Below are 13,754 nucleotides of genomic sequence, written 5' to 3'. Positions count from 1 at the left end.
CAGTCTCAGTCTTTCGGACTGGATGAGACTTTGTGTCTCATCAAACGGCCCTTTTCACGCTCCCAATCGCGATCCTTGATGGTGTTGCGCTTGTCGTGCTCAGCCTTGCCCTTGGCCAGCGCGATGTCCGCCTTCACGCGTCCACCCTTCCAGTGCAGATTCAGCGGCACCAAGGTATAGCCCTTTTGCTCGGTTTTGCCGATCAGGCGACGGATCTGCTCACGGTGCATCAGCAACTTCTTGATGCGGTCAGCTTCAGGCTTGACATGGGTCGAAGCCGAGCGCAGCGCATTGATGCGCAGTCCGATCAGGAACAACTCGCCATCCTTGATCACGACATAGCCGTCGGTCATCTGCACCTGTCCCTCGCGGATGGCCTTCACTTCCCACCCTTCCAGCACCACACCCGCCTCGAAGCGTTCCTCAATGTGGTAGTTGAAATGGGCTTTTCTGTTTTCTGCGATGGACATGTTGTAGCGCGGCACGTCGCCAGCGTCTTTAAAATACCGACATTCTATGAAGCACGTTCACAAGTCTGTCTTGCTTTGGTACTCACCCCATGAAATGTATGGGTTGGTGACCGGCGTTCAAGACTACCCCCAATTTCTTCCTTGGTGCGACCGCGCCGAGGTTGTCGACACTCATGAAGACGGGGTGACCGCCCGTGTGCACATTGCGATTGCCGGTGTGCGCCAGGCCTTCACCACACGCAACGTCAACGACCCTGGCCGCAGCGTGACCATGAACCTGGTGGATGGACCATTCTCCAAGCTGGAGGGCACTTGGCGCTTCCTGCCGCTTCAGAAGCCCGGCCAATCCGGCGATCCTTCTGCAGATCCTGCTGATGCGCCAGCTTGCAAGGTGGAGTTCTCACTGAGCTACGCTTTTTCGAGCAAGGCGCTGTCGCTGGTGGTCAGCCCGGTGTTCGATCGCATTGCCAACACTTTCGTCGAATCGTTCGTCAAACGCGCCGAGCAGGTCTATGGTCCACGCTGAGTCCGCTCTCCCAGAAGTTTTGTCGGTCGATCGTCCTTTGATCACAGTCGAGGTCGCGGTCAGTGTGGCCCCCCGTCACGTGCAGCGGGTGCGATTGCAGGTGAACCAGGGCAGCTCCGTGAGGGATGCCCTGCTGGCTTGTGGGTTGATGTCGCAAGTGCCGGGTCTCACGCCTGAAGCGTTGTCAGCAGGACGGTGGGCACTGGCAGTCTGGGGGCGCAAGGAGCGCTTGGGGCATGTTCTGCGCGATCAGGATCGCATCGAACTGCTTCGCCCCTTGACGGTGGATCCCAAAGAGGCGCGCCGCCTGCGCTATCAAGATCATCTGAAGAAGTGGCCCAAGGGGTCTCAACGTCTCCAGAAGGGCAAGGGCAGCAAAAAGGCCCCGGTTAAAGGGGCCTGATCAGAGCGAATCGCCCGTTGCGCCAAACGAAAATCTGCTTTACTTGCAGTTGGCACGGATGGCGTCTTGCGCCCGGCGCATTTCCTCTGCACGTCCTGTGTCGTCCAGAATTTCTCGCTCGCCCTTGGCATTGGTGCGCGAAATGCGGATGCCATCGTTCAAGTTGCGCTGGTAAATCTTGGCACGCTCGCAGTTCTCGGCACGCTCTTTGGCCTGTTTTGCGTCCTCTGCCTGCTGCTTGGCCCTCTCCTCTTCCTCATCCTTGCGGCGTTTGGCATCCAACTCGTTTTCGCTGGCTTTGCCGGTCTGCAACGACGAGCGACTGCCCGTTGCAGCGGCCGATGAGGATTCCACGGGGGGCGTCACGATGCGTGCAGTACTCGCGCGCGGCTTGGCCAAGATGGCCGATTCCGGCGTGCCTTGCGGGGGAGGGCGGTCGCTGTACTGAATGGAACCATTGGCGTCACGCCATTTCCACTGCCCGCTGGCCAGGGCCGGTGTGCACAAGACCGCACTGGCGGACAAGATCAGGGCCAGAACGTGGGGGGCGTAGCGCGCAGATTTCATGACGAACAGTTTAGCCAATGGACGAAAGATCATCCACGTGAATGAATGTAAAAGCACCAAGATCTCCACGCTGGCGAACCTGCCGCTGCTCCGCGTATAATCCGCTTTTGCGTCTGGAGCCTGTTCATGCGCCTGCTTGGTAAAGCCCTCACGTTTGACGACGTGTTGTTGGTGCCCGCGTATTCTGAAGTGTTGCCCCGCGACACATCGCTGGCCACCCGTCTCACCCGCAACATTCAGTTGAATTTGCCGCTCGTGTCCGCGGCAATGGACACTGTCACGGAAGCCCGTCTGGCGATCACGATCGCCCAGGAAGGCGGCATCGGGATCATCCACAAAAACATGACGGCCCGTCAGCAGGCTGCCGAAGTCGCGCGCGTCAAGCGCTACGAATCCGGCGTGCTGCGCGATCCGATCACCATTTCGTCGGGCGTCAAGGTCCGCGAAGTGATCGAGCTGTCTCAGCAACACGGCATCTCCGGCTTCCCCGTCGTCGACGAGGGCAAGGTCGTGGGCATCGTGACCGGCCGTGACCTGCGTTTCGAGACCCGTCTCGACGCCCCGGTGCGTGACATCATGACCCCGCGTGAGCGTCTGATCACGGTCAAGGAAGGCACCTCGCAGGCCGAAGCCAAGGCCCTGATGCACCAGCACAAGCTGGAGCGCGTGCTGATGATCAGCGACAACAACGAGTTGCGCGGCGTCTTCACCGTCAAGGACATCACCAAGCAAAACACCTTCCCCAACGCCGCCCGTGATTCGCACGGCAAGCTGCGCGTCGGCGCTGCAGTGGGCGTGGGCGAGGGCACCGAAGAGCGCGTTGAACTGCTGGTCAAGGCCGGCGTGGACGTGCTGGTGGTCGACACCGCCCACGGTCACAGCCGTGGCGTGATCGACCGCGTGCGTTGGGTCAAGCAAAACTTCCCGCAGGTCGACGTCATCGGCGGCAACATCGCCACCGGCGCTGCCGCGCTGGCTCTGGTTGAGGCCGGTGCCGATGCGGTCAAGGTTGGTATCGGCCCTGGCTCCATCTGCACCACGCGCATCGTGGCCGGTGTGGGCGTGCCCCAGATCATGGCCATCGACAATGTCGCCACTGCGCTGCAAGGCACGGGTGTGCCGCTGATCGCTGACGGTGGCATCCGTTATTCGGGTGACATCGCCAAGGCCATCGCCGCTGGCGCCAGCACTGTGATGATGGGCGGCATGTTCGCCGGCACCGAAGAAGCGCCGGGCGAAGTGATCCTGTTCCAGGGCCGCAGCTACAAGAGCTACCGCGGCATGGGCTCGATCGGCGCCATGAAAGACGGCTCAGCCGACCGCTACTTCCAGGAAAACGACGAAGGCGCCAACCCCAACGCCGACAAGCTTGTGCCGGAAGGCATCGAGGGTCGCGTGCCTTACAAGGGCTCGGTCATCACCATCATCTACCAAATGGCCGGTGGCTTGCGCGCGTCCATGGGCTACTGCGGTTGCGGCACCATCGAAGAGATGCGCAGCAAGGCAGAGTTCGTGGAAATCACGGCTGCTGGTATCCGTGAGAGCCACGTCCACGACGTGCAGATCACCAAGGAAGCGCCCAACTACCGCATGGAGTGATGGGCTCTGGCCCTTGCCGGCCGCCTTTCTGAACCACTGACAGGATGCCAATGGGTTCGACAAGCGGCCGCCAGGCGGCCATGCCATTCATCATGGTGACGGTCCTGCTCGACATGATGTCGATCGGGATCATTGCACCGGTGCTGCCCAAGCTGATTGGGTCCTTCATGGACTCTGGGGCGGGCACATCGTTCGCATACGGGGCCGCGCAAGCGGCCTTTGCCATTGCGCAGTTCTTCAGCGCGCCTGTTTTGGGTGCGCTGTCTGATCGCTACGGTCGCCGTCCGGTGCTGTTGCTCGGCTTGGTCGGCATGGCGATCAACTTCTTCGTCACGGCCCTGGCCAGTGCTTTCTGGATGCTGCTGGCGGTGCGCATCATGGGCGGCGCCATGTGCGCCAACATTGCCGTGGCCAACGCCTATGTGGCCGACATCACCGAACCCAAAGACCGTGCCAAGAACTACGGCCTGTTGGGCGCGATGTTCGGCCTGGGCTTCATCCTGGGCCCGGTGATGGGGGGAGTGCTCGGCGACATCGACGTTCACTGGCCCTTCTTCCTGGCAGGTTCCCTGACGCTGCTCAACGCGGTGTACGGCTACTTCGTGCTGCCAGAATCGCTGCCGCTGGAGCGCCGTCGCGAATTCAAGCTCTTGAGCACCAACCCTTTCAGTTCGCTGGCCCGTTTGCGCCAACTGAAGGGTGTGGAACAGCTGATGTGGGTGATGGGGCTGTCGATCCTGGCGCAGTTCTGCCTGCACACCATCTGGTTCCTTTACACCGAGTTCAAATTCGGCTGGACCCCGAAGGACAACGGCTACTCCTTGTTCGTGGTCGGTCTGATGGCGGTCATCGTGCAAGGTGGGCTGCTGCGCCAGTTCCAGAAGCACATCCCGCTGCACCGTTTGGTCAGCATCGGCCTGATCTCGTCCACCCTGTGCTACTTTGCCTACGGTGCGGTGCCCCAGGGCTGGATGATGTACATCATCATCATCGTCAACGTGTTTGGCTACATGGTGCAACCCGGCCTGCAAAGCCTGGTGGCCAACGCCGTGGACCCGAGCCGCCAGGGCGAGAGCATGGGCGCCGTATCGTCGCTCAACAGCATCGCTGCCATGCTGGGCCCCATCTTGGCTGCCCCCTTGCTGGCCGTGGCCTCCAGCTACCCGCAGGGTGACTGGCGCATCGGCATCCCGTTTTACCTGTGTGCGGCCATCCAAGGGGTGGCGGCCATCATCGGTTTTCGTTATTTCAGCCGGACCCGCCATGCGCATGACGCTGCCCTGGCCGGGCGTGCCCAGGCCTGAAGCCACGGCCCGCGCACGATCCGCATCCACATTGCGTCAGATTGATTCCCCGAGATTCCACCATGCATGACAAGATCCTGATCCTCGACTTCGGCTCCCAGGTCACCCAGCTGATCGCCCGCCGCGTGCGCGAAGCCCACGTCTACTGCGAGATCCATCCCAACGACGTGTCGGACGAGTTCATCAAGTCCTTCGGCGCCAAGGGCATCATCCTGTCGGGTAGCCACGCCAGCACCTACGAAGACCACCAACTGCGTGCCCCGCAGGCGGTGTGGGACGCCGGCGTGCCCGTGCTGGGCATCTGCTACGGCATGCAGACCATGGCCGTCCAACTGGGCGGTGAAGTGTCGTGGAGCGACACCCGTGAGTTCGGCTATGCCGAGGTGCGCGCCCACGGTCATACCAAGCTGCTCGATGGCATCCAGGACTTCGCCACGCCCGAAGGCCACGGCATGCTCAAGGTCTGGATGAGCCACGGTGACAAGGTCACGGCCCTGCCGCCCGGCTTCAAGCTGATGGCTTCGACGCCCAGCTGCCCGATCGCCGGCATGGCCAACGAAGAGAAGAACTACTACGCCGTGCAGTTCCACCCCGAGGTCACGCACACCGTGCAGGGCCACGCCATGCTGACGCGCTTCGTGCGCGAGATCAGCGGCTGCAAGGGTGACTGGATCATGGGCGACTACATCGAAGAAGCCGTCGCCAAGATCCGCGAGCAGGTGGGCGACGAGGAGGTCATCCTGGGCCTGTCGGGCGGTGTGGACTCGTCCGTGGCTGCGGCTCTGATTCACCGCGCCATTGGCGACCAGCTGACCTGCGTCTTCGTGGACCACGGCCTGCTGCGCCTGAACGAAGGCAAGATGGTGATGGACATGTTCGCCGGTCGCCTGCATGCCAAGGTTGTGCACATTGATGCCGCCGACCAGTTCCTGGGCCACCTCAAGGGCGTGACCGACCCCGAGCAAAAGCGCAAGATCATCGGCCGTGAGTTCGTGGAAGTGTTCCAGGCCGAAGCCAAGAAGCTGAGCAACGCCAAGTGGCTGGCGCAAGGCACCATTTACCCGGACGTGGTGGAATCGGGCGGCACGCACACCAAGAAGGCCACCATCAAGAGCCACCACAACGTGGGCGGCTTGCCTGAAACGCTGGGTCTGAAGTTGCTGGAGCCGCTGCGCGAGTTGTTCAAGGACGAAGTGCGCGAGCTGGGCGTGGCCCTGGGCCTGCCGCACGACATGGTCTACCGTCACCCGTTCCCGGGCCCGGGTCTGGGCGTGCGCATCCTGGGCGAGGTCAAGCCCGAGTTTGCCGACCTGCTCAAGCGTGCCGATGCCATCTTCATTGAAGAGCTGCGCAACTGCATCGACCCCGAAACCGGAAAGAGCTGGTACGACCTGACCAGCCAGGCTTTCACCGTGTTCCTGCCGGTCAAGAGCGTGGGCGTGATGGGCGACGGCCGCACCTACGAGTACGTGGTGTCCCTGCGCGCCGTGCAGACCAGCGACTTCATGACCGCCGACTGGGCCGAGCTGCCGTACAGCCTGCTCAAAAAGGTATCCGGTCGCATCATCAACGAAGTGCGCGGCATCAACCGCGTGGCTTATGACGTGTCGAGCAAGCCGCCTGCCACGATCGAGTGGGAATAAGTCAGACTCGGTTTGATTTAAGCTGAGCCCTGCATGCCCTGCTGTGTCAATGACAGAGCAGGGCATTTGTTTTTGTTGGCATCACTTTTGAGGAATCGCACTTGAACTTGCCACACGCTGCTCCATCGGATACTGGCAAAGGCTTGCTGGCCGCCTTGGCGGTCGTGTTCTTCTGGTCGGGCTTCAACATCGTGTCGCGATTTGGCGCGACCGCTTCGTTCACCCCGTTTGACATTGCTGCCATCCGTTTCGGCGTCTCTGGCGCCATCGCCTTGCCCCTGTTCTTGCGCCTCGTACCACGGCAGGACTGGCTCAAGCATGCGGTGCTCGCCCTGTTTGGCGGTGTGGGATATTGCACGCTCGTCTACACAGGTTTTGCCTATGCTCCCGTGTCACACGCAGGGGTCTTCGTCAACGGCGGGATCGGCTTCTGGACCACCATCGTCATCATGGCGTTCATGACGGGGTTTCGCATTCCGCGGCAGACGGTGGTGGCGCTCTTGCTGTCAACCAGCGGGCTGCTGCTGATCGGCTACGAGAGCTTGATGCTCAACCGCGGCGGTGACGAATGAATCGGCGACCTCTTGTTCCTCACGGCCGCGCTGACGTGGGCGGTGTTCGGGCTGCTCACCCGGCGCTGGCAGATTCGTCCGCAGTTGAGTGTGCTGGGTATCGCCTTGTTTTCTGCTGTGGTCTATCTGCCGATTTATGCGTGGTGCCTGCCCAGTCAGATCAGCGGTGCCTCATGGGGTGCGATCACCTTGCAAGCGGTGTATCAAGGTGTCGTGATTGCTTTTCTGGGGGCAGGCTTGTACAGCTACGCGGTGCAGAAGATCGGTGCGGGCGAAGCTTCATTGATGCTGGCCTTGGTGCCGGCGGTGTCTGCCGTTGGGGCGCTGCTGATACTGGGTGAGCAACTCGGGATCACAGCGGTGGTGGGGATCGTGGTGGTCTCCATCGGTGCGATGCTCGGCGCCTTGCCACCGGGCAAACTGAAATGGGTTGCCTGGTTCGGAGCGCGTTGACCAGCCGCGCCACCTCTCGCACGTCATGTCAACGAGGTGGCGGGTTCGCGAGGCCTCAGGTGCGGCCAGAGCCTGCTGCTTACCCTGCAACCCACTCCGCATAGGGCGCCCATGCATGCGTCACTGGTATGGCGTAGATGGCAGGGAGTTCATAGGGGTGGTGCTCCCGAATGAAAGCCTCAACCGCCGGATAGCGGTCCGAGGTGGTTTTGAGCATCAATCGATGCTCATGGTCATGTTGGATGGCGCCATCCCAGCGGTAAATGCTGTCGATGGTGTCCATCTGGGCGCATGCGACGAGCCCCCGTTCCACCAGCATTTGTGCCATGTGACGAGCGGACTCAGCTTCGGGCAGCGTGGTGTACACGACCAGCATCGTCATGGTGTGGGGTGCAAGTGAATGGCCAGCCACAAGGCGCCGTCCGATACCTTTTTCACCGTGTGGGGCGTCTGCGCCGGCAAGAACACATGATCGCCGGCGGTCAGTTGTGCAGTGCGGCCATCGATGTCCAGGGTGGCTTCACCTTGCAACAGCACGACCCACTCGTCTTGAGTCTGGACGTAGCGTTCATGAGCGATGCGGGAGGAGCTGATGATCCGCTCGATCACCAGCCCCTTGTGGCGCAAGAGTTCATCAAAACGCTCACCCTCCTGGGGTGGAGTCCGGTCGTTAAACAGATTGTCCATATGGGAAGGCACTCACCGGGCGCTGAGGCCCAACGGGCCGGCGTGACTCAGGTGCTGTAACGGGCGTCATCGACCTGAACGTCGTGGCCCAGGATCTCGGCGCCCAAATGCCCTTCTGGCGGGCGGCCAAAGAAAGGTGCACCAGGTTCCTCAAAAAGGTAGACGTCGGCCTGCAAGGCGCCGCAATGTCCGCAGTGGTTGGTCAGGCGCAACTCGCCGTCGGCGTCGGGCTCATCCACCCGCAGGTTGGGCGCCAGAAAGCGCAGGGACTGGGTCAACTCTTCTGGCGGGTTGGCAATGCCGTGTACATAGGTGCGAGCTTGGCCTGACTCACCCAGGTCCACCACGTCACTGGCGACCAGCGCGTGCACCTGGGTCAAACCATGGCATTTCCAGCAGGTGGCCGTCGAGGTGCGCAGGTGAAGGGGAGCCACCAGACGCATGCCTTGATCTGCGTTCGAGGTGGGCGCCGCGCCCTGGCCAATGTTCTTCTGACTGTAGGAGTGAGGCATGCCAACGTCCTTGAAAAAGTGGAGAACACACAAGACCGTGTCAGCGTAGCGCAGAAGTGCCCTCAAGCCTACTCTGATGACCTCAGGCTTTCACCCGGTTGTGTGTCAGCGGTTGATGACACGTTCCATCGCCTGATCGCGCAAACGCGCCTGACCATCGTCGTGCAGCAGGATCTCCTTCGCGTGAGGCAAGCGGCTGCCGGGCGTACCCGATACGCTGGGCAGCTTGGCGGTGGGTGGTGACGGCTGAGTAGGCACCACGGTCACGGCGCCTCCGCTCATGGCGTGTTCACGACTGCCGGCTGGACACGCCTCGTCGGTGTAGATCACATGGTCACCGCGACGGCATTTGCGTATGCCGACTGGTCGCGCCGTCTGTGTCGCTTGCGCGGGTGAGAGGCCGGCTGAAGGCGCTCCACTGTCTGGCGCGTCGTTGTCAAAGCGGATGGCCGGTTGGTCTTGCGAGCGATGCGTGGAGGTGAAACTTTGCATCCATTCGCCATCCCGATTTTTCCAGGCCACGCTCAGCAGCAGCAAGGCTGCTCCCCCTGTGAGAATGGTTTTAATATTCATGATGAGATTGGATCATGAGTCGTGCGTTCTCATGAACCCGGTTGGCGTGTTGAAACGGTCTTGCGTGCCAATTTCGGAGCCAGGCCCAGAGCGCCCCGAGCAAGGGCATCGGCTTCCGCGTTGCGATGGCGAGGTATCCACTTCAGCGCAACGGTGTCAAACCGATTCAGCAGGGTGCGGGCCTCGTTGAACAGGTTGGCCAGGCGTGCAACTGGCCTCGCATCCAGCTGCATCAATTGGCTCACCAGGATGCTGTTGTCGCTGTAGATCACCACATGTCGACACGAGTGCGGCAGGCTGTGCAAGCCGGTCATCACGGCACGCAATTCCGCTTCATTGTTGCAGCCCACCCCTTGTACGGCTTGCGACAGCATATGCCGCTCACCATCGGGGGCCCTGATCACCACGCCCAAGCCCATGCGTCCTGGGTTGGGGAGGGCGCTGCCGTCGCAATGCACCACCCAGGTCGGCAGTGCAACGGTCTCACAAGGTGATGTGGACATCAGGTGGCAAATTTGGATGTTGAGGGCACAATGCCAACGTCAGTGGCCTCTGACCACCTGTTCGTTCCCAAACCCTCCCATTTTCCTTGATTGTTGGTGCCGCGCATGAGAAGTCTGAGCCTCTTGTCTCTGGTGGTTGTTCTGCTCATTGTGGCCGTGCTGGTCAAGAAGCAACTGGGTGCTGTGCAGGCCGTGGCGCCAGCCGCTTCAGTGGCCAGCGACACCGTGGCCGTGCCGAGCGTGAGCACGCCGCAACAGGCACGTCAGCTGCCGCAGCAGGTGCAAACAGACGTCAACAGCATGATGCAAAACCGCAGTGACCAGCTTGACCAGGAGTTGGAGCGCAAACAGCCTTGATACCGCATTGAGGAGGGGACTTGCCCCTTCAACGCGATAATGGCGTCCTGTTTTTGGCTTGTCTTGTCCCTTCCATGTTCCTGCCTTCCGACGAAGTTGCCATGCGCATTGCCCTCGATCAGGCCCACAACGCCTGGTTGGCAGGTGAGGTGCCGGTGGGGGCGGTCATCATGCGTGAGGGGCAGGTGATTGCCACAGGCTACAACCGCCCGATCACCACGCACGATCCCACGGCGCATGCCGAGATCGTGGCATTGCGCCATGCCGCTCAGTTGCTCGAAAACTATCGCTTGCCAGATTGCGAGTTGTTCGTCACGCTGGAGCCGTGCGCCATGTGTGCCATGGCGCTGATGCATGCGCGCTTCAAGCGGGTGGTGTTTGCGGCCACCGATCCGAAGACCGGTGTGGCAGGTTCTGTGACGGACCTGTTTGCGTTACGCCAACTCAACCACCACACCCAGATCGTCGGCGGGGTGATGGCTGAAGCCAGCAGTCAACTGCTCAAGCAGTTTTTTGCTGAGCGTCGTGCGCAGATCAAGGCCGAGCGCGATGCGCGACAGGCTGCTGCCTCCCGTCAGGCCATGAATGGGCTGGATGTCATCGAGCCTGATCCTCAGCATGAGCCGATTCCCCTGCCGCAGGTGATCGACGGCGAGACCGACGGCGAGCGGGTGTGAGTTGAGCCTGGCGATGTCGTGAGTCTGATCATCACGCCGAGTCACAGCTTCGCCAGGCGGCTGACATCGGCAAGCCAGCGTTCACGGAGGGCGGGGGTGGAGCTGACCACGGGCGCGTACAAGGTGCTGCTCAGCAGCTTGAGTCCACAGAATGCCAGGACGGTGTGTTTCATCTGCCGCCATGCAGGGCGGCCATAAGCAAAGCGGTCGTACCAGCCTGGGGTGTCCTGGGTGACGATGATGCGCGTCGTTCGCCCCTTGAGCAGTCGGTCCCAGCGAAGATGTCCTGGGTGAAACTTGTAGGCGAATCCAGGCAGCAGCACCCGGTCCAGAAAGCCCTTGAGCAGAGCGGGCAGGCCGCCCCACCACACCGGATAGATCCAGACGATCTCTTCGGCCCACAGCATATCGGTCTGTGCGGCCTGCAAGTCCGCTTCCAGCGCCTGTTCGCCTCGATAAGCAGCGTGCAAGATGGGGTCAAAGCGCAAGGCGTGCAGGTCAAGTCGGCGTAGCTCTCTTCCCGCTTCTTGGGCAGCTGTCGCGTACGCATCGGCCAGGGCCGCATTGAAACTGGCGGGGTTGGGGTGTCCCAGAATGAGCAAGGTGCGGATGGTCATGGCGCCTCCGAAGTTGGCATGGTCACATGTTGAACCTTGCCCCCGGAGGGAAGGTCAAGACCCTGTTAACGCTGTCGTCAACATGGCACAGTCCAGTTCGGAAGCAATCAACCCAGGCAGGGTGGCCTGCAGGTCTGCGAGCTCTGCGTCGAGCGTCTGAAGTCGCGCCATTTCCATCGCCACAGATTTTCGCTTCAGGACCAGCGCCTCGACGAAACGGTGCCAATCAGGTGTGCAGCCATCGGTACCCAGCCTTCGCAACTCCGCCAACGTGAATCCCAGGCTCTGCGCTTTGCGGATCAAGCGAATCGCATCGACGTGTTCTGGGCGATAAAGGCGGTAGGTGCCACGGCGCGGCACAGCGGGAATCAGGCCGAGCGATTCATAGTGGCGGATGGCTTTTGCACTCACGCCCGTGTGCTGCGAAACCTGTCCGATGGTGAGGTAAGGGAGCTTGCCGTGAGCGGACATGGCGCCAAGCATAGCTCAGTGATGGAGCCCATGAAAAAAGGAGTCCCGAGGGACTCCTTTTGCGTTGGGCTTACATGCCAGCGTAGTTCGGACCACCGCCGCCTTCGGGCGTGACCCACACGATGTTCTGGGTCGGATCCTTGATGTCGCAGGTCTTGCAATGCACGCAGTTCTGCGCGTTGATGACCAGGCGATCGCTGTTGTCGTCGTTCTTCACGAATTCGTACACACCGGCCGGGCAGTAACGCGACTCCGGACCGCCGAACTTGGCCAAGTTCACGTTGACGGGCACCGAGGCGTCCTTCAGCGTCAGGTGAGCGGGCTGGTGCTCTTCGTGGTTCGTGTTCGAGATGAACACCGAGCTCAGGCGATCGAAGGTGATCTTGCCATCGGGCTTCGGATACTCGATCTTGGGCATCGAGGCTGCCGGTTGCAGATAGGTGTGATCGGCAGCCGTGCGGTGGATGGTCCAGGGAGGCGACTTGATGCCCAGCTTGGGCAGCAGCCAGTGCTCGATGCCGGTCATCAGCATGCCAACGTACATGCCCTTCTTGAACCACTGCTTGAAGTTCTTGGAGGTGTCCAGCTCCTCCTTGAGCCAGCTCTTCTCGAACGAAGCAGGGTAGGCGCTCAGCTCGTCGTGCTGACGGTCGGCGTTCAGGGCGTCGAAGATGGCGTCGGCGCACAGCATGCCGGTCTTCATGGCGGCGTGCGAACCCTTGATGCGGGCGGCGTTCAGATAGCCGGCGTCACAGCCCACCAAGGCGCCACCCGGGAACACGGTCTTGGGCAACGACAGGATGCCGCCAGCCGTGATGGCGCGGGCGCCGTAGCTCAGGCGCTTGGCGCCTTCCAAGATCGGCTTGATGCTGGGGTGGGTCTTCCAGCGCTGCATTTCCTCGAAGGGGCTCAGCCAGGGGTTCTTGTAGTCCAGGCCGGTCACAAAGCCGAGGGTGACCTTGTTGTCTTCCAGGTGGTACAGGAAGCCACCGCCGTAGGTCTGGGTGTCCATCGGCCAGCCAGCGGTGTGCACCACCAGGCCAGGCTTGGCCTTGGCCGGGTCGATTTCCCACAGTTCCTTGATACCGATGGCGTAGCTTTGCGGATCCTTGCCTTCGTCCAGCTTGAACTTGGCGATCAGTTGCTTGCCCAGATGGCCCCGTGCACCTTCAGCGAAGATGGTGTACTTGCCCAGCAGTTCCATGCCCAGCTGGAAGTTGTCGGTCGGTTCGCCCGACTTGTCGACGCCCATGTTGCCGGTGGCGACGCCCTTGACCGAGCCGTCGTCGTTGTACAGCACTTCAGCGGCCGCGAAGCCAGGGAAGATTTCCACGCCCAGGTTCTCGGCCTGTTGGGCCAGCCAGCGGGTGACCGCACCCAGGCTGATCACGTAGTTGCCGTGGTTGTGGAAGTTGTTGGGTATCAGGGCCTGAGGTGTGGCCATGGCGCCGGTTTCGCTCAGCACCAGCACCTGGTCTTCCGTGACTGGCTGGTTCAGCGGAGCGCCGAGTTCCTTCCAGTTCGGGAACAGCTCGTTCATCGAGATCGGGTCCATCACAGCGCCCGACAGGATGTGCGCGCCGGGTTCCGAGCCCTTTTCGAGCACGACGACGTTGACTTCCTTGCCAGCTTTCTCGGCCAGCTGTTTCAAGCGGATGGCGGTGGACAGGCCAGCAGGACCGGCGCCCACGATCACGACGTCATATTCCATCGACTCGCGGGGGCCAAACTGCTCAAGGATTTCCTGGGGCGTCATCGTGATTCCTTCTGTTTCTGACAAACAGCGTTCTGTTGTTATCGATCAAAAGTGCGATTCTATT

General features: G+C 61.4%; 19 protein-coding genes. 9 read left to right on the top strand and 10 right to left on the bottom strand.

All coding sequences use genetic code 11. The features are described 5' to 3' along the window. Nucleotides 1-5 precede the first annotated feature (5 nt). A complete protein-coding gene (gene smpB / locus WIT60_RS02630; RefSeq protein WP_339582404.1) occupies nucleotides 6-470 on the bottom strand; it encodes an SsrA-binding protein SmpB in 465 nt (154 codons plus the stop codon). 46 nt (nucleotides 471-516) lie between these two features. Between smpB and WIT60_RS02625 the strand changes: the two genes are divergently transcribed. Further along, nucleotides 517-996, top strand: a complete 480-nt coding sequence (locus tag WIT60_RS02625) for a type II toxin-antitoxin system RatA family toxin (protein ID WP_339582403.1) — start codon at nucleotides 517-519, stop codon at nucleotides 994-996. Next, complete coding sequence (locus WIT60_RS02620; RefSeq protein ID WP_339582402.1) at nucleotides 983-1,399, top strand: RnfH family protein; 417 nt, start codon at nucleotides 983-985, stop codon at nucleotides 1,397-1,399. The genes WIT60_RS02625 and WIT60_RS02620 overlap by 14 nt, the downstream gene beginning before the upstream one ends. 39 nt (nucleotides 1,400-1,438) lie before the next feature. On the opposite strand, the gene WIT60_RS02615 is transcribed toward WIT60_RS02620, so the two are convergent. Beyond that, nucleotides 1,439-1,966: a DUF4124 domain-containing protein gene (locus WIT60_RS02615; RefSeq protein WP_339582401.1), complete on the bottom strand. Its 528-nt coding sequence runs from the start codon at nucleotides 1,964-1,966 to the stop codon at nucleotides 1,439-1,441. A 126-nt stretch (nucleotides 1,967-2,092) separates the two neighbouring features. Here WIT60_RS02615 and guaB point away from each other — a divergent pair, with 126 nt between their 5' ends. From guaB to WIT60_RS02590, 5 genes are all read left to right on the top strand, one after another. Next, on the top strand, nucleotides 2,093-3,565 hold the full coding sequence (gene guaB, locus WIT60_RS02610) for an IMP dehydrogenase (RefSeq protein ID WP_339582400.1): 1,473 nt from the start codon (nucleotides 2,093-2,095) through the stop codon (nucleotides 3,563-3,565). 50 nt (nucleotides 3,566-3,615) lie between these two features. Then, complete coding sequence (locus tag WIT60_RS02605) at nucleotides 3,616-4,869, top strand: MFS transporter (protein ID WP_339582399.1); 1,254 nt, start codon at nucleotides 3,616-3,618, stop codon at nucleotides 4,867-4,869. Nucleotides 4,870-4,931: 62 nt separating this feature from the next. Next, a complete protein-coding gene (gene guaA / locus WIT60_RS02600; RefSeq protein WP_339582398.1) occupies nucleotides 4,932-6,512 on the top strand; it encodes a glutamine-hydrolyzing GMP synthase in 1,581 nt (526 codons plus the stop codon). Between the two features lie 101 nt (nucleotides 6,513-6,613). Then, nucleotides 6,614-7,084 carry an EamA family transporter gene (locus WIT60_RS02595; RefSeq protein WP_339582397.1) on the top strand — a complete coding sequence of 157 codons (471 nt, stop codon included), beginning with the start codon at nucleotides 6,614-6,616 and terminating at the stop codon, nucleotides 7,082-7,084. A 12-nt stretch (nucleotides 7,085-7,096) separates the two neighbouring features. Continuing rightward, nucleotides 7,097-7,537, top strand: a complete 441-nt coding sequence (locus WIT60_RS02590; protein ID WP_339582396.1) for an EamA family transporter — start codon at nucleotides 7,097-7,099, stop codon at nucleotides 7,535-7,537. 79 nt (nucleotides 7,538-7,616) lie between these two features. Here WIT60_RS02590 and cutA read toward each other — a convergent pair whose 3' ends face one another. The 5 genes from cutA to WIT60_RS02565 form a co-directional block, all read right to left on the bottom strand. Continuing rightward, nucleotides 7,617-7,919 (bottom strand): divalent-cation tolerance protein CutA, encoded by a 303-nt coding sequence (gene cutA / locus WIT60_RS02585; protein WP_339582395.1) that lies wholly within the window; start codon nucleotides 7,917-7,919, stop codon nucleotides 7,617-7,619. Continuing rightward, complete coding sequence (locus tag WIT60_RS02580) at nucleotides 7,916-8,224, bottom strand: cupin domain-containing protein (RefSeq protein WP_339582394.1); 309 nt, start codon at nucleotides 8,222-8,224, stop codon at nucleotides 7,916-7,918. Before WIT60_RS02580 ends, cutA begins: the two co-directional genes overlap by 4 nt. A gap of 47 nt (nucleotides 8,225-8,271) precedes the next feature. Next, nucleotides 8,272-8,736: a hypothetical protein gene (locus tag WIT60_RS02575; protein ID WP_339582393.1), complete on the bottom strand. Its 465-nt coding sequence runs from the start codon at nucleotides 8,734-8,736 to the stop codon at nucleotides 8,272-8,274. Nucleotides 8,737-8,841: 105 nt separating this feature from the next. Beyond that, on the bottom strand, nucleotides 8,842-9,309 hold the full coding sequence (locus WIT60_RS02570; protein ID WP_339582392.1) for a hypothetical protein: 468 nt from the start codon (nucleotides 9,307-9,309) through the stop codon (nucleotides 8,842-8,844). Nucleotides 9,310-9,338: 29 nt separating this feature from the next. After that, nucleotides 9,339-9,812: a ribonuclease HI family protein gene (locus WIT60_RS02565; RefSeq protein ID WP_339582391.1), complete on the bottom strand. Its 474-nt coding sequence runs from the start codon at nucleotides 9,810-9,812 to the stop codon at nucleotides 9,339-9,341. 105 nt (nucleotides 9,813-9,917) lie between these two features. Here WIT60_RS02565 and WIT60_RS02560 point away from each other — a divergent pair, with 105 nt between their 5' ends. Both WIT60_RS02560 and tadA read left to right on the top strand, forming a co-directional pair. Further along, a complete protein-coding gene (locus WIT60_RS02560) occupies nucleotides 9,918-10,169 on the top strand; it encodes a hypothetical protein (protein ID WP_339582390.1) in 252 nt (83 codons plus the stop codon). Nucleotides 10,170-10,243: 74 nt separating this feature from the next. Beyond that, nucleotides 10,244-10,846: a tRNA adenosine(34) deaminase TadA gene (tadA, locus tag WIT60_RS02555; protein ID WP_339582389.1), complete on the top strand. Its 603-nt coding sequence runs from the start codon at nucleotides 10,244-10,246 to the stop codon at nucleotides 10,844-10,846. A gap of 41 nt (nucleotides 10,847-10,887) precedes the next feature. On the opposite strand, the gene WIT60_RS02550 is transcribed toward tadA, so the two are convergent. The 3 genes from WIT60_RS02550 to WIT60_RS02540 all read right to left on the bottom strand — a co-directional run bounded on the left by WIT60_RS02550 (nucleotide 10,888) and on the right by WIT60_RS02540 (nucleotide 13,690). Further along, nucleotides 10,888-11,463, bottom strand: coding sequence for an NAD(P)H-dependent oxidoreductase (locus WIT60_RS02550; RefSeq protein ID WP_339582388.1), 576 nt, complete (start codon nucleotides 11,461-11,463; stop codon nucleotides 10,888-10,890). Nucleotides 11,464-11,517: 54 nt separating this feature from the next. Continuing rightward, nucleotides 11,518-11,934, bottom strand: coding sequence for a MerR family transcriptional regulator (locus WIT60_RS02545; protein ID WP_339582387.1), 417 nt, complete (start codon nucleotides 11,932-11,934; stop codon nucleotides 11,518-11,520). Between the two features lie 70 nt (nucleotides 11,935-12,004). Then, a complete protein-coding gene (locus tag WIT60_RS02540) occupies nucleotides 12,005-13,690 on the bottom strand; it encodes an electron transfer flavoprotein-ubiquinone oxidoreductase (RefSeq protein WP_339582386.1) in 1,686 nt (561 codons plus the stop codon). Between the last annotated feature and the right edge of the window lie 64 nt (nucleotides 13,691-13,754).

This window comes from Aquabacterium sp. G14, from assembly GCF_037482285.1.
GTDB lineage: Bacteria > Pseudomonadota > Gammaproteobacteria > Burkholderiales > Burkholderiaceae_C > Aquabacterium.
Note: the sequence above shows the minus strand (reverse complement) of the source record. Positions and strands in the feature narration are given on the sequence as shown.

Bases quoted from the DNA above. Each gene is read 5' to 3' on its own strand.
- smpB (WP_339582404.1), bottom strand. From the start codon at position 470: ATGTCCATCGCAGAAAACAGAAAAGCCCATTTCAACTACCACATTGAG.
- WIT60_RS02625 (WP_339582403.1), top strand. From the start codon at position 517: ATGAAGCACGTTCACAAGTCTGTCTTGCTTTGGTACTCACCCCATGAA.
- WIT60_RS02620 (WP_339582402.1), top strand. From the start codon at position 983: ATGGTCCACGCTGAGTCCGCTCTCCCAGAAGTTTTGTCGGTCGATCGT.
- WIT60_RS02615 (WP_339582401.1), bottom strand. From the start codon at position 1,966: ATGAAATCTGCGCGCTACGCCCCCCACGTTCTGGCCCTGATCTTGTCC.
- guaB (WP_339582400.1), top strand. From the start codon at position 2,093: ATGCGCCTGCTTGGTAAAGCCCTCACGTTTGACGACGTGTTGTTGGTG.
- WIT60_RS02605 (WP_339582399.1), top strand. From the start codon at position 3,616: ATGGGTTCGACAAGCGGCCGCCAGGCGGCCATGCCATTCATCATGGTG.
- guaA (WP_339582398.1), top strand. From the start codon at position 4,932: ATGCATGACAAGATCCTGATCCTCGACTTCGGCTCCCAGGTCACCCAG.
- cutA (WP_339582395.1), bottom strand. From the start codon at position 7,919: ATGACGATGCTGGTCGTGTACACCACGCTGCCCGAAGCTGAGTCCGCT.
- WIT60_RS02580 (WP_339582394.1), bottom strand. From the start codon at position 8,224: ATGGACAATCTGTTTAACGACCGGACTCCACCCCAGGAGGGTGAGCGT.
- WIT60_RS02575 (WP_339582393.1), bottom strand. From the start codon at position 8,736: ATGCCTCACTCCTACAGTCAGAAGAACATTGGCCAGGGCGCGGCGCCC.
- WIT60_RS02570 (WP_339582392.1), bottom strand. From the start codon at position 9,309: ATGAATATTAAAACCATTCTCACAGGGGGAGCAGCCTTGCTGCTGCTG.
- WIT60_RS02565 (WP_339582391.1), bottom strand. From the start codon at position 9,812: ATGTCCACATCACCTTGTGAGACCGTTGCACTGCCGACCTGGGTGGTG.
- WIT60_RS02560 (WP_339582390.1), top strand. From the start codon at position 9,918: ATGAGAAGTCTGAGCCTCTTGTCTCTGGTGGTTGTTCTGCTCATTGTG.
- tadA (WP_339582389.1), top strand. From the start codon at position 10,244: ATGTTCCTGCCTTCCGACGAAGTTGCCATGCGCATTGCCCTCGATCAG.
- WIT60_RS02550 (WP_339582388.1), bottom strand. From the start codon at position 11,463: ATGACCATCCGCACCTTGCTCATTCTGGGACACCCCAACCCCGCCAGT.
- WIT60_RS02545 (WP_339582387.1), bottom strand. From the start codon at position 11,934: ATGTCCGCTCACGGCAAGCTCCCTTACCTCACCATCGGACAGGTTTCG.
- WIT60_RS02540 (WP_339582386.1), bottom strand. From the start codon at position 13,690: ATGACGCCCCAGGAAATCCTTGAGCAGTTTGGCCCCCGCGAGTCGATG.